The following is an 18357-nucleotide window of genomic DNA, read 5'->3' as shown; positions in this document are numbered from 1 at the left end:
GAGGAGTCTTGTGTGAAAGAGCATTGGATCGACGTGCCCCAGGGCCGCGTCTATGCGGTTAGCTGGCGTCCGGCCGAGCCTGTCGAAGGCGGTCTTCCTCCCATCGTGCTGTTCCACGATTCCTTGGGGTGTGTCGCGCTATGGCGAGACTTTCCGGCCCGGCTATCCCAGGCAACCGGGCGTGAGGTGGTGGCTTATGACCGGCTGGGCTTCGGGCGCTCCGACCCCTTTCCAGGGCAACTGTCCTTGAGCTTTGTAAGTGACGAAGCGAAAGGCACCTTTGCCGCCCTGCGCGAGCAGCTGGCGCTGGATCGTTTTGTGGTGTTCGGGCATAGCGTGGGAGGCGGAATGGCCGCCGTGACGGCAGGCCTTTACTCGGATAAGTGTGATGCGCTGATCACCGAGGCCGCCCAGGCGTTTGTCGAAGACCGCACGCTCGCAGGGATTCTCGACGCCAGGCAGGCTTTTTCCGAGCTCAACCAGCGGGAGCGCCTGCAAAAATATCACGCTGAAAAGGCCGAATGGGTGCTGAGTGCCTGGATTGATACTTGGCTATCGGAAGATTTCCGGACCTGGAATCTGGACTCGGCGCTACCCAGGGTGACCTGTCCCACGCTTGCCATCCATGGCGAGCATGACGAATACGGATCAACCCGGCACCCCGAGCGCATTGCTGGCCTCACGACGGGGCCTGCCGTTACCGAGATAATCGCGGGTTGCGGGCATGTGCCGCATCGTGAAAACGAAGCTTGCGTTATGTCTTTAGTAAAAAGCTTTCTGCGGTGAAAAGCTTTATTTTTGCCCCAACTTAACGCTTCTTGACGTAAAACCCGACCATGCACAGGCCGAGACCCACCACTGACAACAGCATGCCGCCATTGACCAGCCACGGATAACGCTCCAGCCAGGACACAAATGGCTGGGGTGTTTCGCTACAAACGCCCGCTACATAGTCCCAGTAACCACCTCCCAGCTGACACTCACGCACGTCGCCGAGCTCCCAGAAATATACCCCAAGTAGAATGAAAATCGGCAGTATCAGCAGCAATAAACCAATTCGAATCATACAGTTACCTCTCTTAAAAATGCTTGAGTGTTCACGAAAGCGTTGATGCTTTCGTGAACACTGAAAAGCACTGAGCCCGCTCAAGGGCTCAGTGTCGGGAGGTGCGCGGATTTACGGGCGTGGGCAGTTGGGGGTGCGGTCGCTTTTACGCGCCTGATCATACATTTCCAGGGCGCGATCCATGTCTGCCTGCAAACCATCGATGCGTTGGCCCTGGCTGGGGTGGGTCGACAACCAGGCCGGGGGAGAGCCATCGGAAGCGGCCTGCATGTTTTGCCACAGGGTAACGCTGGCACGTGGATCGAAACCCGCTTGGGCCATCAAGTGCAGGCCGATGGTATCCGCTTCGCTTTCATGGCGCCGCGAGAAGGGCAGGATGATGCCGTATTGCGCGCCCATTCCCAAGACGCCCATCAATTGCTGGCCGCCGGGGCCTTGCAAGCCGGAAGCACTGGAAATGACCGACAAGCCCAGTTGGGTAGCGCTCTGAGTGGAGGCGCGTTCGTTGGCATGGTTGGCTAACACATGGGCGATTTCATGGGCGATGACCGAGGCCAGTTGATCCTGGTTCTCGGCAATGTCGAGCATCCCGGTGTTGACCCCCATATAGCCACCGGGCAAAGCGAACGCATTAGGCTGTTCGGATTCGAAGACCCGAATCTCCCAGCCCTGGTCACGCTCCTGGGGAGGCAATTCGGCTACCACCGCATCGGCAATGCACTGCACGTAACGCTGGCTGGCGCCACCTGCCGTGGGAAGGTCCTGCTGGTACTGCATGAAGGCCTCGCGCCCCATTTCATTGAGCTGTTGATCGGAGAGCAAAAGTAATTGCGAGCGGCCTGTGGGTGAGGTGGTGCAGGCGGCAAGAGCAGCGCATAAGGCGCCAATGGCGAGCGGGCGGAACCAGCGCATGGAGAAAATCCTTTGCAGCAAAGTAAAATGCATGATCCGTACCAATGAAAGGCCAGACGATACGGGATATTCCCCACAAGATACCCGGAAGCGTTGTAAGGTCAACTATCGTTTTATAGTCACGAGGAGATAGCCATGGATGCCGAGTTGAGCCGCCGGTTGGCGAATGTGCTGGAACAGGCCGAACACTGGTTGCCACCGATACCCGAGACGATGGACTGGGACACGCATGTGGCGGCTTTATGGCAGCGCCATCCCTTGGGTGGGCGGTTGCTCCCGGTGCCGCCGCGTGACGCCCTGAGTCTGGATGATCTACTGGGCATCGAACGTCAGAAGCTGGCACTGGTGGACAATACCCGGGCGTTTCTCGAAGGTTACCCGGCCAATCATGCGCTTTTGTGGGGGTCACGGGGGAGTGGTAAGTCGTCGTTGATTCGGGCGTTGCTCAACTCTCTTGCTCCACAGGGGTTACGGATCATTCAGGTGGACCGCCATGATCTTTCCGGCTTGCCGATGCTGGTGGAACAGCTGCGCCATCAACCTCACCGCTTTGTGGTGTACTGCGATGATCTTTCCTTCGAGGGGCATGACGATGCCTACAAGGCATTGAAAAGCGTGTTGGATGGGGCTCTCACCGGACCGCCGGCCAATGTGCTGTTGTACGCCACCTCGAATCGCCGGCATTTGCTGCCGGAATCCATGGATGACAATCAGGGCTCACGCCTGGTGGGTAACGAGCTGCACCACGGCGATGCGGTGGAGGAGAAAATCTCGCTGTCGGATCGTTTCGGCCTGTGGCTGGGCTTTTATCCCTTCGATCAGGATGTCTATCTTGAAGCCTGTTGTCATTGGGTATCGCAGTTGGGTGAGCCCCAGGATTGGGGGCCTGAGGCACGCGCCGAGGCGATTCGCTTTGCCACCCTGAGGGGCGGGCGCAGCGGCCGTACCGCCTGGCAGTTTGCGGCCCAGTGGATAGGCCGCAAGCGCTTGGCGGAACATAGTTAATGCTGAGGAATTAGCCGGCCATCCTCGCCGACATTGAGGCGGATGGTGGGGGTGAATAACCCGGCGGGCAGCGTCATGCCCAAACCACGCAAGTCCCCTGGGGTGATGGCCAGTTCACTGCCCGGGGGCAGCTCGCCCTGGGAGGACAACTGGCGGGCAAGATCCAGCATCGGCGCCATGCGCTGAGTGTCGGTAGCGAAAATATCGAAGGCGACGGGCAGGCGTAATTTAGCGTCGTCCCCTGACGTCAGCATTACGTCCTGCTGGTACTGGCCCTGAACCGGTTCGACGCCCGGCATATCCAGCGTCCAGCGAAATCCTGACATCTCGACGGCGGGCATGCCGGCGGGTAGCCCCAGACCCATCGCCAATGTGGCCTGCACCGACAGACTGCCGGCCCCAAGGCTAGAGACGAGCAAGCTGGACAGGTCGCTGGTATCAAGCCCCGCCTGAAGGCTATAGGGGCCAATACGGACCTCTTCGACGCCCAATGAGGTCACGGCCAGGCGAAAGGCAAACAAGCCCGTTTGGGGAAGCGCAAGGCAGCCCGACAGCAAGCTTGCCAACAGCAACAAGACAACGCCGCGCCCGCGGTTAATAGCCCCGCAGTTAGTAACATAGTGCATGGAGATCCCTCCCAAGAAGGGCAAAGGGTATAAGGGGTGACCGTCGAAAAGCGCGGCTATTTGAGAGCCGATGCAGAGGGCTGTCAAGTCAATTCGTTAAGGTGCCGCTAATGCTAAAAACGCCTACTGGACGGATTCCGGCAGGCGCTTTGCAAAGCGTTTCAGGGGGGGGTTACAGCGTTAGCGACGGCTCTTGCGCGCCTCCTTGGTGCGGTTGAGTTCGCGCTTCTTGGCCTTTTCCTTGTCGCTGGCGCCGGCCATCTGATCGAAGGGGTTCGAACCGGAACGAAACTCGAAACGCATGGGCGTACCGCGGACCTTGAGCACCTTGCGAAAGATGTTGATCAGGTAACGTCGATACGACTCGGGTACCGAGCCGGTCTGGTTGCCGTGCACCACGATGATCGGCGGATTGCTGCCGCCCTGGTGAGCCATGCGCAGCTTGATACGCCGGCCATGCACCATGGGGGGCGGGTTCTGGCTTACCGCATCCTGCAGCAAGGTGGTCAGGCGGTTGGTCGACCAATGGGCATTGGCAGCCTCGAAGGCGCGCTCGATGGACGGATAAAGATCGCCCACCGCCGTGCCGTGCAGGGCTGAAATGAAATGCATCTCGGCATAGTCGGCAAAGCCCAGACGACGCTTGATCTCGCTGCGCATCTTGTCCTTGGCTTCGCTTTCCAGGCCATCCCACTTGTTGACCGCCAGCACCAGAGCACGCCCGGAGGTAAGGACGTAATCCAGCAGGTGCATGTCCTGCTCGACCAGACCGGTGCGGGCATCGAGCACCATGACGGCAACGTGGCATTCCTTGATTGCCTCGAGGGTCTTGATGATCGAGAACTTTTCCGCAATTTCGCTGACATTCTTGCGTCGCCGAACCCCGGCGGTATCGATCAGCACGAAAGGCTTGCCGCGGCGTTCGAAGGGAATCTCGATGGCATCGCGGGTGGTGCCAGCTTCATCGAAGACCACCACCCGTTCTTCGCCGAGCAGACGATTGACCAGGGTCGACTTGCCCACGTTGGGGCGACCGATTACGCCGATGCGAATGCCCTTGCTGCCGGTGTCGGCGGGAATGCTTTCATCACGCTCGGGGAAAGGCTCCAGCACGATGTCGATCAAGCTGGAGACATTGCGTCCATGCGCAGCGGCGATCGGGAAGGGGTCCCCCAGGCCGAGTTTCCAGAAGTCGGCCATTGCCGAATGCTCTTCCAGACCGTCGGTCTTGTTGACCACTACCCAGGTCTTTTTCTGGTTGACGCGCAGATGGTTGGCAATCGCTTCGTCAGCCACGTTGAGTCCGGCCCGGGCATCGACCATGAACAGCACGATATCGGCTTCATCGATCGCCGCCAGCGATTGCTCGGCCATGGCGGCGTCGATGCCTTCTTCGTTGCCGCTGATGCCGCCGGTGTCGATGACTGTGTAGGTCTTGCCGCCCAACATGCCGTTACCGTACTTGCGATCCCGGGTCAGCCCCGGGAAGTCGGCGACCAGCGCATCGCGTGAGCGGGTCAGGCGGTTGAACAGGGTCGACTTGCCCACATTAGGGCGGCCGACCAGGGCAATGACTGGGGTCATGGTGTTACTTCCAGAGTTTCCAGGCGACCATTATTGGTCAGCACATGAATGATATTACCTTCGGTCACCGGACGTACGCTGATGCCTGACTTGTGAATGCGGGTACGCCCCACCAGTTCACCTTCACGGGCATCGAGCAAATGCAGGTAGCCTTCGAAATCGCCGAATACCAGGCGCCCGTCAGCAAAGGCCGGAGCGGTGAGCCAGCGACCTTCCAGTGTGTCGTTACGCCAGATTTCGCGGCCGTTTTCGGCATCGAGCGCCAGCACATGGCTGGCATCGTTGACTGTGAACAGGAAGTCGCCCACCAGAATCGGGGTGTGGCGACTGGAGTGTTCGCGCTCCCAGAGCACTTCACCGCGAGTGGCTTCAATTGCGACCAGGCGCCCGTTGTAGCTGGTGACGTATAAGCGCCCATCCGGGGTCAGAACCGGCTGACTGGTGATATCCACCAGGCGGTCGATTTCGCTGCGGCCCTGGGGCGTGGCGATTTGCATGTCCCACAGTGGCTGACCGCTGCGGTTGTCCAGCGTTACCAGGCGGCCATTGGCCAAGCCGGTAAAGGTGACCGGGTCGATCACCTGGGGCGTGGCGGTGCCGCGTAGCGTCAGCGCGGGCTGTGAACTCGTATATACCCAGCGTTCTGCGCCGCTTTGCCGATCCAGCGCGGTGACGTTGCCATCGACGCTTTGCACGATCAACAACTGCTGGTTGGCCTGAGGTGCCGCCAGTACTTCGCTGGAGGCGCGCGAGCGCCAGGTGACGCTGCCGTCCTGCTGGGAAAGTGCCAGCACTTCACCATTGCGGGTGCCCAGATACAGCTGGCCAGCGACAGCCGTTAGTCCGCTGGAAACGGGAGCATCCAGGTCGACCTGCCATTGGCGTGAACCGTCGTCGGCGTCCAGCGCTACCACCCGGCCTTCAACGTCGGCGGCGAATAGGGTGTCGCCCTCACGTGCCGGGGCGATGGGATAACGCGCCCGCCCCAGGCCGCTGCCGATGTCGTGGCGCCACTGGGTGTCCAGTTGGGAGGTTTCTTCGAAACTGCTCAGCTCCGCGGGGGTATATACCGGCGCGCCTTTGCTGGCACAACCGGCAATAAGCCCCAAGGCCAGCATACCGGCGGTCAGGGTGGCGAAACGGCGTGAAAGACGAAAAGCTGTCATAGCGCAGTCTCCTGAGTGCCGAGGTCATCCAGCTTGAACTGAACACCGTAAAGGGGTTGTTCCTGGTTTTCAGCCAGGTTCAGGGCTTCGTTCCAGGCGTTGCGCGCATCGTCTTCACGGTTCAGGGCGAAGTAGGCGTCACCACGCACGTTGGCGCGTTGGGCGGCCAGGGAATCACTGATAGGTTCATCGAGTAACTCGAGGGCGCGCTCCGGGTTGCCATCGGCCAATTCCGCCCGAGCCAGACGCAGCCAGGCCAGACTTTTCACGTAAGGCCGTGAGGAGTCGGCGATCACCTGTTCAAGCACGGTCCGGGTTGTTTCAAGATCCCCTTGTTGGGCGGCCATGTTGGCGTCCAGCAACAGTGCCATCTCGGCATACAGGGTATCCGCGTGGTTGTCGGTGATTTCGCTGACCAGGCGGCGGGCCTCGCTAAGCGCTTCTTCATCGAGCTCGTCGGCCGCGCTCAGGTTAGTCAGCTGCTGGTAGCGCAATGAGGCAGTTTGAGCCTGATTTTCCTGATGGGTCTCCCAGGCGTTCCAGCCGAAAATACCTGCGGCAGTGAGTGCCACACCAACGATCAGGGAGGTGCCGTTTTCTTTCCACCAGCGCTTGATCGCATCCAGCTGTTCTTCTTCGGTTCTCAGCTCCGCCACGGGCGGTCTCCTGTCTTGTCTTATCGTTGGACGTTGAGCGTAGGGTTACGCGACTTCTGTTGGTTGTCAGCGGGCGTTGGTCACGTCGGCTGGGTCGCGGTAGCCAGGTTCAACAGCTCCGCCAAGGTCGCGGAAAGTGCCGCCTGGGGCAGGCTTTGCTGATCGCGTTCCTGACGCAAGAATTTGAGTGTTATGGTGTCGTTGGCCAGTTCGTCGGGACCTAGCAACAACGCCAGGGTGGCACCGCTCTTGTCGGCCTTTTTCATGCGGCTCTTGAAGCTGCCGCCGCCACAGTGCAGTTGCAAATGCAGGCCGGGCACTGCCGAACGCAGCGTTTCCGCCAGGGTAAGGGCGGGAATCGTGGTGCTTTCATCCATCGGCAGCAGGTAGACATCACAGCCGCCAAGCGCCTCCTTCGGCACCAGGTCGAGGGTTTCAAGCAATAGAATCAGCCGTTCGATGCCCATGGCGAACCCCACCGCGGGAGTCGGCTTGCCGCCGAGCTGTTCGACCAGGCCGTCATAGCGGCCACCGGCACAGACGGTGCCCTGGCTGCCAAGGGCGGTGGTGGTCCATTCGAAGACGGTACGACAGTAATAATCCAGCCCGCGCACCAGGCGTGGGTTGAGCACGTAGGTGATGCCGGCGGCATCGAGCATCGCGGTGAGCCCCTCGAAATGGGCGCGCGACTCTTCGTCCAGGTGATCGATCAACTGAGGCGCGCCGTTAAGCATCTCCGCCATGGCGGGATTCTTGGAGTCGAGAATTCGCAGCGGGTTGCTGGCAAGGCGTCGCAGGGAGTCCTCATCGAGCAGCTCGCGGTGGGCCTCGAAGTAGCTCACCAGGGTGTCGCGATAGGCCGCTCGGGCTTCGGAAGAACCCAGCGAATTCAACTCCAGGGTCACGTGTTCGGTCAGCCCCAGCTCTTGCCACAGGCGGGCGGAAAGCAGGATGACTTCGGCATCGATATCCGGGCCTTCGAAGCCGTAAGCTTCCACGCCGACCTGATGAAACTGACGGTAGCGGCCCTTTTGCGGGCGCTCGTGACGAAACATGGGGCCTTGATACCACAGCCGCTGGGTCTGGTTGTATAGAAGGCCGTGCTCCAGGGCCGCCCGCACACAGCTGGCGGTGCCTTCCGGACGCAGCGTCAGGCTGTCGCCGTTGCGGTCCTCGAAGGTATACATTTCCTTTTCGACGATGTCGGTGACTTCGCCGATGGAACGGGCAAAAAGCGCGGTCTGTTCGACGATCGGCATGCGAATCTCGTCGAACGTGTAGCGCTGCATCAGGTCGCGCACCCGAGACTCGAAAAACTGCCAGCGCGGGCTGACGTCGGGAAGCAGGTCGTTCATGCCACGAATGGCCTGGATTTTCTTGCTCAATGCAAACTCCTTGACGAGCAGGACCGGGTCTTCAATGGCCGGCTGGGCGTGATCCGCTTGCAAGCGGGCCATCGAGAGAGGCTAATCACTGCGGGCTATCGTATCTTGTTGCTTCAACTGTTTTTCGCGCACTTTGTCTCGAATCAAGGCTTCCAGGTCATCCACCAGATTGTCGTTGCGCAGCTTGCTGGCCGGTTTGCCGTCGATATACACCAGGTTGGCGGGGCTGCCGCCGGTCAGGCCGATATCGGTCTCCTTGGCTTCGCCGGGACCGTTGACCACACAGCCGATCACCGAGACGTTGAGAGGCGTCATGACGTCTTCCAGACGTTCTTCGAGGGCATTCATGGTGCTGATGACGTCGAAGTTCTGGCGTGAGCAGCTGGGGCAGGCAATGAAGTTGATGCCCTTGGCACGCAGCTTGAGGCTCTTGAGCATGTCGTAACCGACCTTGATCTCTTCGACCGGGTCGGCGGCCAGAGACACGCGAATGGTATCGCCGATGCCGTCCATCAACAGCATGCCCAGGCCGATCGATGACTTGACCGTGCCAGAACGCAGTCCACCCGCCTCGGTGATCCCCAGGTGCAGGGGCTGCTCGATTCGTGTCGCCAGCAATCGATAGGCGGCGACCGCCATGAACACATCCGAGGCCTTGACGCTGACCTTGAACTCGGGGAAGTCGAGCCGCTCGAGATGGTCGATATGGCGCATGGCGGATTCGACCAGCGCTTCCGGCGTGGGCTCGCCATATTTCTTCTGCAGGTCCTTTTCCAGGGAACCCGCGTTGACGCCGATCCGGATCGGAATGCCGTTGTCGCGGGCGGCATTGACCACCGCTCGCACCCGATCTTCGCGGCCGATGTTGCCGGGGTTGATGCGCAGGCAGTCCACACCCAGCTCGGCCACGCGCAGGGCGATCTTGTAGTCGAAGTGAATGTCGGCGACCAGCGGCACGTTTGCTTGAAGCTTGATCTTGCCGAAGGCTTCGGCGGCGTCCATGTCAGGCACGGAAACGCGCACGATATCGGCACCGGCCTTTTCCAGCTGCCGAATCTGAGCCACGGTGGCGGCCACATCCAGGGTGTTGGTGTTGGTCATGCTCTGCACGGAAATCGGGGCATCACCGCCGACAGCAACGTTGCCCACATGGATCTGACGTGAGAGACGGCGTTTGATCGGAGAAGGAGCGTGCATAGGACGGATTACTCTTCCAGGGTGAAACGGGCGACGTTATTGTCGCCGGCGCGGGCAGGCAGGTCTACCGGTTCGCCCTGATAACGCAGCTTGACACCGGTAGCGTTGCCTATGGTCAGACGAAACGGCGGTTGACCTTCCACACTGACTTGAGTGTCGGGTGACTGCAAGCCAACCAGGATGCGTTGGTTCGTGGCATCGAAGATCTCTGTCCAGGACTGCTCGTTGAAACTCAGCTCCAAGGTGTTGGCGTTGGTGGCAGGCGCGGCTTCTTGCTCTTCGGTGGATTCGTTAGCCGCAGTCTCAGCCGTTGACGCAACCCCTTGGGTCGGCTCCTCCTCTGCCTGAGGCACGATGGGATCTACCTCGGCGGAGTCACGGCTTGCCATGGCATCAGGCGAGGTTGGCTGTGCGCCTTGCAGCATATTGGTCGCTTCTTCTTCAGCCATAGCGTTGCTGCGATCGGCCATCGCCTGGGCTGTTTCGTCCTGAGTTGCCGAAGGGCTTTCTGGGGGACCTTCTGAAGAACCTGCCGGTGCCTCACTGTCGGTTTGCGAGCTGGCTTCTTCATACCCTGATTCGTACTCTGAAGAGCTGCTACCGAAACCAGGCGGCTCGTTGCCGCCACGGCTTTGCCACCACATCGCGGTGACCACGACAAGCCCGACTATCACCAGCAAGGTGACCAGCTTGAACAACCAGGCACCCAGGCGTGACGGAGGCCGGGATGCCTGGATCGAGGTCACCTTGCGTTCCGGCTCGCTACTTCCGGCCTGGGCCTTGTAGGCATCGAGCACTTCTTGTTCGTCCATCCCCAGGTGCCTGGCGTAGGCGCGTAAATAGCCGCGCCGGTAGGCGGGAACGGGAATCTCGTCGTAATTGTCGTGTTCGAGACCGTCCACGACGGAGGGGCGTAGATTGAGCGCTTCGGCAACATCGCCCAGCGGCAGGCCCAGAAGATCGCGTTCGCGGCGCAATAGCTCGCCGGGAGAGGTGGTCACACGGCTCACGCTGTTCTCAGGTAGTTCATCGTTGTGAGTCTCGCTCATGGCTGAGCATCCTTCATTAATAAGCGGTGGTCAGGGCGTAAGCCGTATGCCGATTCAGCGCAACGCATCGAGCTGGCGCTGATAGTCGGCCGCCTGGGCGTGGTCGCCCTCGGCGTGAGCGATATCGATAGCCATCGATAATGCCATCTGATTAGGGCCGGCAAGGCGTAAAAAAGTTTCCAGCGGTTGCCGGGCACGTTGGTAGTTACCCTGAGAATATTCCAGTTCGGCTAGCATCAAATAACCCCGCGGATTACGCGGGTCAATCTGTTGGGCACGCTGCAAGCTGGTGCGGGCCGCCTCTGTCTCGTTCAGCGCCAGGTAACATTGACCTAGATTGGTAAATAGCTGGGTGCGATTGGCATATTGAGCGTCTTGCGAGGCTTGTTCCAGTTGCTCGCAGGCTTGCTTGAAGCGTGCCTGATCATACAGGAAGGCGGCATAGTTGTTGCGTGCCCGGGTAAAATTCGGCTCGGCGCGCAGCGCTCGTTGAAAATATTCATCAGCCAAGGCGCTTTCCCCCTGACGCTGATATACCAAGGCAATGGCTTGCAAGGCTTCGCTATGCTCGGGGGCTATCTGCAGGGCTCGATCCAGGGCATTCAAGGCACGCGAGAGGTTATCGCGTTCCAGGTAGGCCACGCCGAGTTGTGTATAGGCCTCGACCGCGCTGTCATCGGCGCCTGGAGAGGACGTCGCCTGAGCGGCGCATCCACTCAACCACAAGACACTCAGCAGTGTGAACAGTAAAGGCGTCCGCTTGCAGCGCTCGGAGTTATAGCGACGATGCATGATGTGAATCCTCACGGCGTTGGCAGCAAACTGTCGGCCCGATGTAAAAAGCCTGTTCATCAAAGCGCCGTGCCTTGCGCAAGTCAAGGCGGTGTCCGATTTAGTCGGCATCGAGTTGGATGGACTGAATGTAACGTGCATTGCGCTTGGTGCGGTCCTTGACCCGCCCCACTAATTGGCCGCAGGCAGCGTCGATATCGTCACCCCGGGTAGAACGAATCGTAGCGTTAAGACCCAAATCATACAGCCATTGCTGAAAACGCATGGTCTGGTTGCGCGAAGGCTTTTCATAGCCTGAGTGCGGAAAGGGGTTGAACGGAATCAGGTTGATCTTGCTGGGCAACTCCTCGAGCAATGCCGCCAGTTGTTCGGCATGTTCCTGCTGATCGTTAATATCCTTGATCAGGGTGTACTCGATGGTGATCAGGCGAGCATCGCCGCACTTGGCCAGATAACGGTGGCAAGCATCCAGCAGCGCACGGATGTTGTATTTGCGGTTGATCGGCACCAGTTCGGTGCGCAGCTCGTCGGTGGCGGCGTGCAGGGAAATCGCCAGGCTCACGTCGATGTCGTCGCCGAGTTTGTCGATCATGGGCACGACGCCGGAGGTGGAAAGCGTCACCCGACGTTTGGAAAGTCCGTATCCGTTGTCGTCAAGCATCAGCTTCATCGCCGGCAGAACGTTGTCGTAGTTCATCAGCGGCTCGCCCATGCCCATCATCACCACGTTGGTCACGGCGCGATTGGCCGTATCCTTCTGCGGGCCGGAACTGCGCTGGGCGACCCAAACCTGGCCGATGATCTCGGCGGCGGTCAGGTTGCGCTGAAAACCTTGCTTGCCGGTGGAGCAGAAGCTGCAATCCAGTGAGCAACCCACCTGGGAGGATACACAGAGGGTGCGACGCTTGCCGTTTTCCGCAGGAATCAATACGGTTTCCACGTAGCTGCCGTCTTCGACTTCGAGTACCCACTTGCGGGTGCCGTCGCTGGAGGTGCCTTCGTAGACGACACCCGGGCCGCGAATTTCAGCCACTTCTTCCAGGCGTTCACGTAGCGCCTTGGACAGGTTGGTCATGGCGGAAAAATCATCGCAACCTTCGTGATGAATCCATTTCATGAGCTGGGCGGCGCGAAACTTCTTCTCGCCGATGGAAAGAAAAAAAGCTTCCATGCCTTCGCGAGAAAGACCCAGCAGGTTGGTCCTTTCGGGTTGAGTACTTTCGGAAACAATGGTGGTCATGGTGATCAGCGATTCGAAGAGGCGGGGGTATGAACCCCCGCAAAAGTGGCCGGCAAGACTGCCTTGGCGCGGGCAGTCTTAACGCGGGCAGATTTCGTCATTGGTGAAGAAATAGGCGATTTCACGCTCGGCACTGGCAGGTGCATCGGAACCATGGACAGCGTTGGCATCGATAGATTCAGCGAAGTCGGCGCGAATGGTGCCAGGCTCGGCTTCTTTGGGGTTGGTGGCGCCCATCAGGTCGCGGTTCTTGGCGATGGCGTCTTCGCCTTCCAGCGTTTGCACCATGACTGGGCCGGAGATCATGAAGCCGACCAGGTCACCGAAGAAAGGACGTTCCTTGTGTTCGGCGTAGAAGCCTTCGGCCTTTTCACGCGAGAGGTGCATCATTTTAGCCGCGACGATTTTCAGGCCGGCTTTTTCGAAACGTGTGTAGATTTCGCCAATGGCATTCTTGGCGACGGCATCGGGCTTGATAATTGACAGGGTGCGTTGAGTTGCCATGGTAAAGGCTCTCCTTGAATGGATTTAAACAGAAGGTGCCGCCCGGGGAAATGCCTGGGCGGCACGCAAGACAAGCGATTCGGGCGCCGGCGCGATATGGGTTGCGACGGCAGGTTGCCGAGTGAGCGCGATTATAGCGCCTCGTCAAGACATTGAATACCGGTGTGACGCTGGTTAAACGGTGAAGCTTTCACCGCAGCCGCATTCATCCTTGACGTTGGGGTTGTTGAAACGGAAAAAACGGTTCAAACCTTCGTTGACAAAATCCACTTCACTGCCATCGAGCATTTCCAGCGCATTGGGAGTGACGAACACCTGAGCCCCGTGAGCCTCGAAAGAGACGTCATCGGGGTCGGCTTCATCGGCAAAATCCAGCACGTAACTATAGCCCGAGCAGCCGCTGGGCTTGACTGAAACGCGCAACCCCAAGCCTTGGCCGCGTTCAGCGAGCACATGTTGGATCTGCTTTGCCGCAGCGGTCGTAATGTTGAGAGTCGCCATGGTGGTTCTCCTGCAAAAATAAATGACAGCGGTAACCGCTTGACGTCTATAGATAAATCTTTGTAAAGATAGCCCCTTTATAGATGGCGCTATGTCTGACTTGCCGTGCTGCGCAGCCCTTGCAACGCATGGCGCAGCACGGTCAGGGTGTGGTCGATCTCGGCCTCGGTGGTGAAGCGGCCAAAGCTGAAACGCAGCGATGCCAACGCCAATGCCCGGGGAGTCTTGATCCCCAATAGTACATAAGACGGGTCAACGCTTGCGGAGTTGCATGCCGAGCCTGTGGAAATGGCAATATCCCGCAACGCCATCAGCAATGACTCGCCGTCGATATCGGCAAATGCCAAATTGAGGATATTGGGTACCGCCACGTCGACGGCAGTATTGGCATGCACTCCGGGTAGATCCGCCAGCCCTTGCAGCATCCTGTCGCGCAACGCGGAAATCCGGGCTTGATCTTCCAGGCCTTCGTTCTGAATCAAGGCAAAGGCTTCGCCCATGCCGGCAATCTGATGAGTCGGCAGGGTGCCCGAGCGCATGCCGCGCTCATGGCCACCACCGTGAATCAGGGCTTCCAGGCGAATGTCGGGATGACGTTTGACGTAAAGCGCGCCGACGCCCTTGGGACCGTAAGCCTTGTGCCCGGAGAGCGACATCAAGTCGACGCCCAATGCCTCGACGTCAAGCTCGATACGGCCAACCGCCTGAGCGGCGTCGCTATGGAAGGCGGCGCCGTGCTCATGGGCCACCGCCGCCAGTGCCGCAATGTCGTTGATGCTGCCCAGTTCGTTGTTTACCGCCATCAGCGAGACCAGCACGGTATCCTCGCGCATGGCCTCGCGCAGTTGCCCCGGCTGAATCCGCCCGTCGCGTTGCGGCGTTAGCCAGGTCACCTCGAACCCTTCTCGCTCCAGCGCCTTGGCGGTATCCACTACGGCCTTGTGCTCGATAATGGACGTCACCAGGTGCCGTCCGCGCGCCTGATTGGCCCGCATGAAGCCGGTCAGCGCCAGATTGTCAGCTTCGGTGGCGCCGCTGGTCCAGACGATTTCACGCGGGTCGGCGTGGAGAACATCGGCCACTTGGCGCCGAGCCTGTTCGACCACCTGTTCCGCCTGCCAGCCTAGCATATGGCTACGTGACGCCGGATTGGCGAACAGTTGATCCACCGTCAGGTAGCGGCACATCACTTCAGCCACGCGGGCATCCACCGGCGTGGTGGCAGCGTAATCCAGATAGATCGGTAGGGTGGGAGCGGTTGCGTTCATTTAAGGATGTCTACGCTTGAAGGGTGCAAGTTGAACAAGCCAACGGCTAATTTATAAACACTATCGAGGAGGCTAGAGTCAGGAAGACGCCAGGATAGTGCCCGTGACTCTCTGATCCTGGCGTGTGGCGATTTGCTGAACGTCGTGGCGGTGCATCAGTTGCTCCAGGGTGACGTCGTCCAGAAAATCACGGATACGCGTCGAGAGTTCGCTCCACAGATAGTGCGTCAGGCAGGTGTCACCTTGCTGACAGTCGGACAGGCCCTGACAGCGAGTGGCGTCGACACTTTCATCCACCGCATCGATCACTTGCGATACCGAAATGTCCTCAGGCGCCATGGCCAGAAGGTAACCGCCGCCGGGCCCGCGCACACTGCTGACCAGATTAGCCCTGCGTAACCGGGCGAAAAGCTGCTCAAGATACGGCAACGATATTTGCTGTCGCTGCGAAATATCGGCCAGGCTGGTCGGGCCTTGGCCGGTGTGCATCGCCATGTCGAGCATGGCGGTTACCGCGTAGCGACCTTTGGTGGTCAAGCGCATGACAAGCACCTCGGTGCCGGCGAGGCCGGCGAACAATCAGCAAATGTAATAGCCATTATGGGAAAGCCTGAGTGCTAAGGTCAACCATTGTGCTGTTCATCCTGTGATCGAAAGCGGCCGGCGCCAGAACTGCCGGTGGGTTTTTCATCGAGTATCTCGGCGAAATCCTCATCGCGCAATTCCGGCAGGCTGCCGTCACGGTAGCTGGCATCGAGCTTGCGCAAGGTGGTGCATATATGTTCGATACGCTCATCGACGGCATGCATATGGTCGAGCATGGCCTGCATCGAGCGGGCCATGGGGTCGGGCATGTCCTGGCTGACGCCGTAGGCGTCAAAGCCGAATTTCTGGCACATGGCTTCGCGACGTGCCGGGTCGACGTCAAGCGCTTGCTCCGCGTCCGGCTCCAGGCGCTTGACGATCTTGCCGGGGATGCCGACCACCGTGGCGCCGGGGGGCACCTCCTTAGTGACCACGGCATTCGAGCCTATCTTGGCCCCGGCTCCTACAGTGAAAGGGCCGAGTATCTTGGCGCCGGCGCCGACGATCACGCCATCCTCCAGGGTGGGATGACGTTTGCCCTTGTTCCAACTGGTGCCCCCCAACGTGACGCCCTGATACAGCGTGACATCGTTACCCACTTGAGCGGTTTCACCGATCACGACACCCATGCCGTGGTCGATGAAAAAGCGTCGCCCTATCGTGGCGCCAGGGTGAATCTCGATACCGGTCAACCAGCGGGAAAACGTCGAAAGCGTGCGCGACAGCCATTTCAGGTTCTTGCCCCACAACCAGTGGTTCAAACGGTGCAGCAGCAAGGCATGCAGGCCGGGGTAATTGGTCAGCACTTCAAAGAAATTGCGTGCGGCGGGGTCGCGGTCGAACACGCTATTGATGTCTTCACGAAGAAGTTGAAACATGCGGCGTTCCTTGAGGGAGTGGAGCCGTGCCTTTCATATAGTGAGGGCGTAAGCAGTGGGCTTCAAGGGTGTTCCGAAGGCGGCGTCTCGGCTGACTTGGCGGTTTTTTCTGTGGCGGAAAGTATCCCGCGCAAGATGTTGAGTTCCATGCGTTCCGGCCGGGCGCGCAGGTACAAACGGCGTAACCGCGCCATCAGTTGGCGCGGTTGGGCGGGATCATGAAACTCGATGGCGATCAGGGTGCGCTCCAGGTGAGCAAAAAAGTGCTCCAGTTCGGCATGGGTCGCCAACGTTTGCGCCGCGGGGTCATCCGCTTTTTGCTGCTGCGGTGCATTTTCAGGCTGGTCAAGCCAGGTCATGCGACATTCATAAGCCAGCACCTGTACCGCCGCGGCGAGGTTGAGCGAGCTGAAATCGGCGTTGGTCGGGATGTGCACATGGGCATGGCAGCGCTGGAGTTCGGCATTGGTCAGGCCACTGTCCTCGCGGCCGAACACCAGGGCGATCCGTGCCTGGGGGGCGCGACATTCCTCGGGCAGCCGTTGGCCCAGTTCACGAGGTGAAATCATCGGCCAGGGCAGGGTGCGCGAACGCGCGCTGGCACCCACTACCAGGGTGCAATCGTTTACCGCCGCCTCCAACGTGGGGTGGCTTGCCGAACGGTGCAGAAGGTGGTCGGCGCCGGACGCGCGGGAAATGCTGTCCTGGGTGATTACCTCACAGCGCGGTGCGACCAGGGCAAGATCGGCAAGCCCCATATTGTGCATGGCACGGGCGACGCCGCCGATATTGCCGGGGTGGCTGGTGCCGATAAGGACGATACGAATGCGCTCAAGCATGAAGAAAAACTCAAAAGTCGAAAATACGGGCAAGAAAATACGGTCAAGCAAAGTACGGGCAAGATAGATAAGCCGCGCCGAAGCGGAACTTGTCTGAGTAAACGTCGAGTTTAGCACGGCTGCGTGGCGTGCCGGAGGGGGATCTGCTAGGATTGCGCGCCAACAAGATACGCAATGTCCTTGCCGCTGTCTGCTGTTCTTTATTTAATTGTTTTCAACACCCGTTATTCAATGCCCGTTCTTTAACATATTCGTAAAAAGGCTTGATCATGCATCCGATGGTCCAATTCACACTGCGTGCTGCGCGCAGTGCCTCCGAACAGTTCTTGCGTGTACGTGAACGCATCGAAAACGCTCACGATGAGTTCAACCTCGACCGCCTGCTGGAAGAGACCGCCCACAAGGCGGAAGCCACCATTGTGCAACAGCTGGAACGCGGCTATCCCCAGCACGGCCTCATGGGGCGCTTTACGCCTCACAAGCCAGGTGAGGGGGAAAGCGAGGAGATTCTCTGGAAAATCGAGCCGATGCATGGCTATTCCAATCTTGCGGTAGCGGGGAAGGGGTTTGCGATCTCGGTAGTCTGTCTTGTCAAGGGTCGCCCGGAACATGGCGTCGTGGTCTGTCCTTTCAGCGATGACGAATACATTGCCAGCCGTGGCCGGGGTGCTCAGCACAACGACAAGCGTATTCGGGTAAGCAAGCCTACTGCGGTCGAAGCCACGCGAATGGCCATGAGCTTGCCGGAACTCTTTCTGCGTAGTCGCCATCTGCCGGCCTACCTCACCCTGGCTCAACAGCTTGGGCCTCAGGTGGATACCCTGCTGGCCAGCGGCAGTGGCCTGTTGGATATCTGTGAACTGGCCAGTGGCCGAGTCGATAGTGCTTTCGTGCTGGGGTTGGAAGAGCAGGATATGCATGTGGGTAGCCTGATGCTCAAGGAAGCCGGGGCCTTGATGGGAACGCCGGACGGCCGACCCTCGGTCACGGTCGAAGGCCAGTTGATGGCCGCCGGGCCGCGTCTCTACAAGGCACTGGTCAAGCAACTGACGCCACATTTCTGAGCCGAATTTTGCATTTTTGATCAATGAAAAAGCCCCCTGT

General features: G+C 59.5%; 20 protein-coding genes. 3 read left to right on the top strand and 17 right to left on the bottom strand.

Features of this window, described 5'->3' with window-relative positions:
• The first annotated feature begins 12 nt into the window (after positions 1 to 12).
• Positions 13 to 786, top strand: coding sequence for an alpha/beta fold hydrolase (locus DU506_RS07455; RefSeq protein ID WP_114486306.1), 774 nt, complete (start codon positions 13 to 15; stop codon positions 784 to 786).
• Positions 787 to 808: 22 nt separating this feature from the next.
• Here DU506_RS07455 and DU506_RS07450 read toward each other — a convergent pair whose 3' ends face one another.
• On the bottom strand, positions 809 to 1066 hold the full coding sequence (locus DU506_RS07450; RefSeq protein ID WP_114486305.1) for a hypothetical protein: 258 nt from the start codon (positions 1064 to 1066) through the stop codon (positions 809 to 811).
• 111 nt (positions 1067 to 1177) lie between these two features.
• Positions 1178 to 1978, bottom strand: coding sequence for a M48 family metallopeptidase (locus DU506_RS07445; RefSeq protein WP_114486304.1), 801 nt, complete (start codon positions 1976 to 1978; stop codon positions 1178 to 1180).
• 135 nt (positions 1979 to 2113) lie between these two features.
• On the opposite strand from DU506_RS07445, the gene DU506_RS07440 reads away from it, so the two are divergent.
• Positions 2114 to 2983 carry an ATP-binding protein gene (locus DU506_RS07440; protein WP_114486303.1) on the top strand — a complete coding sequence of 290 codons (870 nt, stop codon included), beginning with the start codon at positions 2114 to 2116 and terminating at the stop codon, positions 2981 to 2983.
• On the opposite strand, the gene DU506_RS07435 is transcribed toward DU506_RS07440, so the two are convergent.
• The 15 genes from DU506_RS07435 to DU506_RS07365 all read right to left on the bottom strand — a co-directional run bounded on the left by DU506_RS07435 (position 2980) and on the right by DU506_RS07365 (position 17253).
• On the bottom strand, positions 2980 to 3609 hold the full coding sequence (locus tag DU506_RS07435; protein WP_114486302.1) for a hypothetical protein: 630 nt from the start codon (positions 3607 to 3609) through the stop codon (positions 2980 to 2982). The two genes, DU506_RS07440 and DU506_RS07435, sit on opposite strands and share 4 nt — an antisense overlap.
• 180 nt (positions 3610 to 3789) lie before the next feature.
• Positions 3790 to 5193 (bottom strand): ribosome biogenesis GTPase Der, encoded by a 1404-nt coding sequence (gene der, locus DU506_RS07430; RefSeq protein ID WP_114486301.1) that lies wholly within the window; start codon positions 5191 to 5193, stop codon positions 3790 to 3792.
• Entirely contained in the window at positions 5190 to 6359 is a 1170-nt protein-coding gene (gene bamB / locus DU506_RS07425) for an outer membrane protein assembly factor BamB (RefSeq protein ID WP_114486300.1), read from the bottom strand. Before bamB ends, der begins: the two co-directional genes overlap by 4 nt.
• Complete coding sequence (locus tag DU506_RS07420; RefSeq protein ID WP_114486299.1) at positions 6356 to 7015, bottom strand: YfgM family protein; 660 nt, start codon at positions 7013 to 7015, stop codon at positions 6356 to 6358. The genes bamB and DU506_RS07420 overlap by 4 nt, the downstream gene beginning before the upstream one ends.
• 80 nt (positions 7016 to 7095) lie before the next feature.
• Positions 7096 to 8400: a histidine--tRNA ligase gene (gene hisS, locus DU506_RS07415; RefSeq protein ID WP_268877311.1), complete on the bottom strand. Its 1305-nt coding sequence runs from the start codon at positions 8398 to 8400 to the stop codon at positions 7096 to 7098.
• 81 nt (positions 8401 to 8481) lie between these two features.
• Positions 8482 to 9597 carry a flavodoxin-dependent (E)-4-hydroxy-3-methylbut-2-enyl-diphosphate synthase gene (ispG, locus tag DU506_RS07410; protein WP_114486297.1) on the bottom strand — a complete coding sequence of 372 codons (1116 nt, stop codon included), beginning with the start codon at positions 9595 to 9597 and terminating at the stop codon, positions 8482 to 8484.
• An 8-nt stretch (positions 9598 to 9605) separates the two neighbouring features.
• Positions 9606 to 10646, bottom strand: a complete 1041-nt coding sequence (locus DU506_RS07405; RefSeq protein WP_114486296.1) for a RodZ domain-containing protein — start codon at positions 10644 to 10646, stop codon at positions 9606 to 9608.
• Positions 10647 to 10700: 54 nt separating this feature from the next.
• A complete protein-coding gene (pilW, locus tag DU506_RS07400; protein ID WP_114486295.1) occupies positions 10701 to 11438 on the bottom strand; it encodes a type IV pilus biogenesis/stability protein PilW in 738 nt (245 codons plus the stop codon).
• 100 nt (positions 11439 to 11538) lie between these two features.
• Complete coding sequence (gene rlmN / locus DU506_RS07395; protein WP_114486294.1) at positions 11539 to 12678, bottom strand: dual-specificity RNA methyltransferase RlmN; 1140 nt, start codon at positions 12676 to 12678, stop codon at positions 11539 to 11541.
• A 78-nt stretch (positions 12679 to 12756) separates the two neighbouring features.
• Positions 12757 to 13182: a nucleoside-diphosphate kinase gene (gene ndk, locus DU506_RS07390; protein ID WP_114486293.1), complete on the bottom strand. Its 426-nt coding sequence runs from the start codon at positions 13180 to 13182 to the stop codon at positions 12757 to 12759.
• Between the two features lie 174 nt (positions 13183 to 13356).
• Positions 13357 to 13683 carry a HesB/IscA family protein gene (locus DU506_RS07385; protein WP_114486292.1) on the bottom strand — a complete coding sequence of 109 codons (327 nt, stop codon included), beginning with the start codon at positions 13681 to 13683 and terminating at the stop codon, positions 13357 to 13359.
• A gap of 89 nt (positions 13684 to 13772) precedes the next feature.
• Entirely contained in the window at positions 13773 to 14951 is a 1179-nt protein-coding gene (locus tag DU506_RS07380; RefSeq protein ID WP_114486291.1) for an aminotransferase class V-fold PLP-dependent enzyme, read from the bottom strand.
• 78 nt (positions 14952 to 15029) lie between these two features.
• Positions 15030 to 15494: a Fe-S cluster assembly transcriptional regulator IscR gene (gene iscR, locus DU506_RS07375; RefSeq protein WP_114486290.1), complete on the bottom strand. Its 465-nt coding sequence runs from the start codon at positions 15492 to 15494 to the stop codon at positions 15030 to 15032.
• 80 nt (positions 15495 to 15574) lie between these two features.
• Positions 15575 to 16414, bottom strand: coding sequence for a serine O-acetyltransferase (cysE, locus tag DU506_RS07370; protein ID WP_114486289.1), 840 nt, complete (start codon positions 16412 to 16414; stop codon positions 15575 to 15577).
• 62 nt (positions 16415 to 16476) lie between these two features.
• Positions 16477 to 17253: an RNA methyltransferase gene (locus DU506_RS07365; protein WP_114486288.1), complete on the bottom strand. Its 777-nt coding sequence runs from the start codon at positions 17251 to 17253 to the stop codon at positions 16477 to 16479.
• Between the two features lie 269 nt (positions 17254 to 17522).
• On the opposite strand from DU506_RS07365, the gene DU506_RS07360 reads away from it, so the two are divergent.
• Positions 17523 to 18317 (top strand): inositol monophosphatase family protein, encoded by a 795-nt coding sequence (locus DU506_RS07360; RefSeq protein WP_114486287.1) that lies wholly within the window; start codon positions 17523 to 17525, stop codon positions 18315 to 18317.
• The last annotated feature ends 40 nt before the right edge of the window (positions 18318 to 18357 follow it).

Source organism: Vreelandella rituensis, assembly GCF_003336665.1.
Classification (GTDB): domain Bacteria; phylum Pseudomonadota; class Gammaproteobacteria; order Pseudomonadales; family Halomonadaceae; genus Vreelandella; species Vreelandella rituensis.
This window is presented reverse-complemented; position numbering and strand designations above follow the sequence as displayed.

Bases quoted from the DNA above. Each gene is read 5' to 3' on its own strand.
- DU506_RS07450 (WP_114486305.1), bottom strand. From the start codon at position 1,066: ATGATTCGAATTGGTTTATTGCTGCTGATACTGCCGATTTTCATTCTA.
- DU506_RS07445 (WP_114486304.1), bottom strand. From the start codon at position 1,978: ATGCGCTGGTTCCGCCCGCTCGCCATTGGCGCCTTATGCGCTGCTCTT.
- DU506_RS07440 (WP_114486303.1), top strand. From the start codon at position 2,114: ATGGATGCCGAGTTGAGCCGCCGGTTGGCGAATGTGCTGGAACAGGCC.
- DU506_RS07435 (WP_114486302.1), bottom strand. From the start codon at position 3,609: ATGCACTATGTTACTAACTGCGGGGCTATTAACCGCGGGCGCGGCGTT.
- der (WP_114486301.1), bottom strand. From the start codon at position 5,193: ATGACCCCAGTCATTGCCCTGGTCGGCCGCCCTAATGTGGGCAAGTCG.
- bamB (WP_114486300.1), bottom strand. From the start codon at position 6,359: ATGACAGCTTTTCGTCTTTCACGCCGTTTCGCCACCCTGACCGCCGGT.
- ispG (WP_114486297.1), bottom strand. From the start codon at position 9,597: ATGCACGCTCCTTCTCCGATCAAACGCCGTCTCTCACGTCAGATCCAT.
- DU506_RS07405 (WP_114486296.1), bottom strand. From the start codon at position 10,646: ATGAGCGAGACTCACAACGATGAACTACCTGAGAACAGCGTGAGCCGT.
- pilW (WP_114486295.1), bottom strand. From the start codon at position 11,438: ATGCATCGTCGCTATAACTCCGAGCGCTGCAAGCGGACGCCTTTACTG.
- rlmN (WP_114486294.1), bottom strand. From the start codon at position 12,678: ATGACCACCATTGTTTCCGAAAGTACTCAACCCGAAAGGACCAACCTG.
- ndk (WP_114486293.1), bottom strand. From the start codon at position 13,182: ATGGCAACTCAACGCACCCTGTCAATTATCAAGCCCGATGCCGTCGCC.
- DU506_RS07385 (WP_114486292.1), bottom strand. From the start codon at position 13,683: ATGGCGACTCTCAACATTACGACCGCTGCGGCAAAGCAGATCCAACAT.
- DU506_RS07380 (WP_114486291.1), bottom strand. From the start codon at position 14,951: ATGAACGCAACCGCTCCCACCCTACCGATCTATCTGGATTACGCTGCC.
- iscR (WP_114486290.1), bottom strand. From the start codon at position 15,494: ATGCGCTTGACCACCAAAGGTCGCTACGCGGTAACCGCCATGCTCGAC.
- cysE (WP_114486289.1), bottom strand. From the start codon at position 16,414: ATGTTTCAACTTCTTCGTGAAGACATCAATAGCGTGTTCGACCGCGAC.
- DU506_RS07365 (WP_114486288.1), bottom strand. From the start codon at position 17,253: ATGCTTGAGCGCATTCGTATCGTCCTTATCGGCACCAGCCACCCCGGC.
- DU506_RS07360 (WP_114486287.1), top strand. From the start codon at position 17,523: ATGCATCCGATGGTCCAATTCACACTGCGTGCTGCGCGCAGTGCCTCC.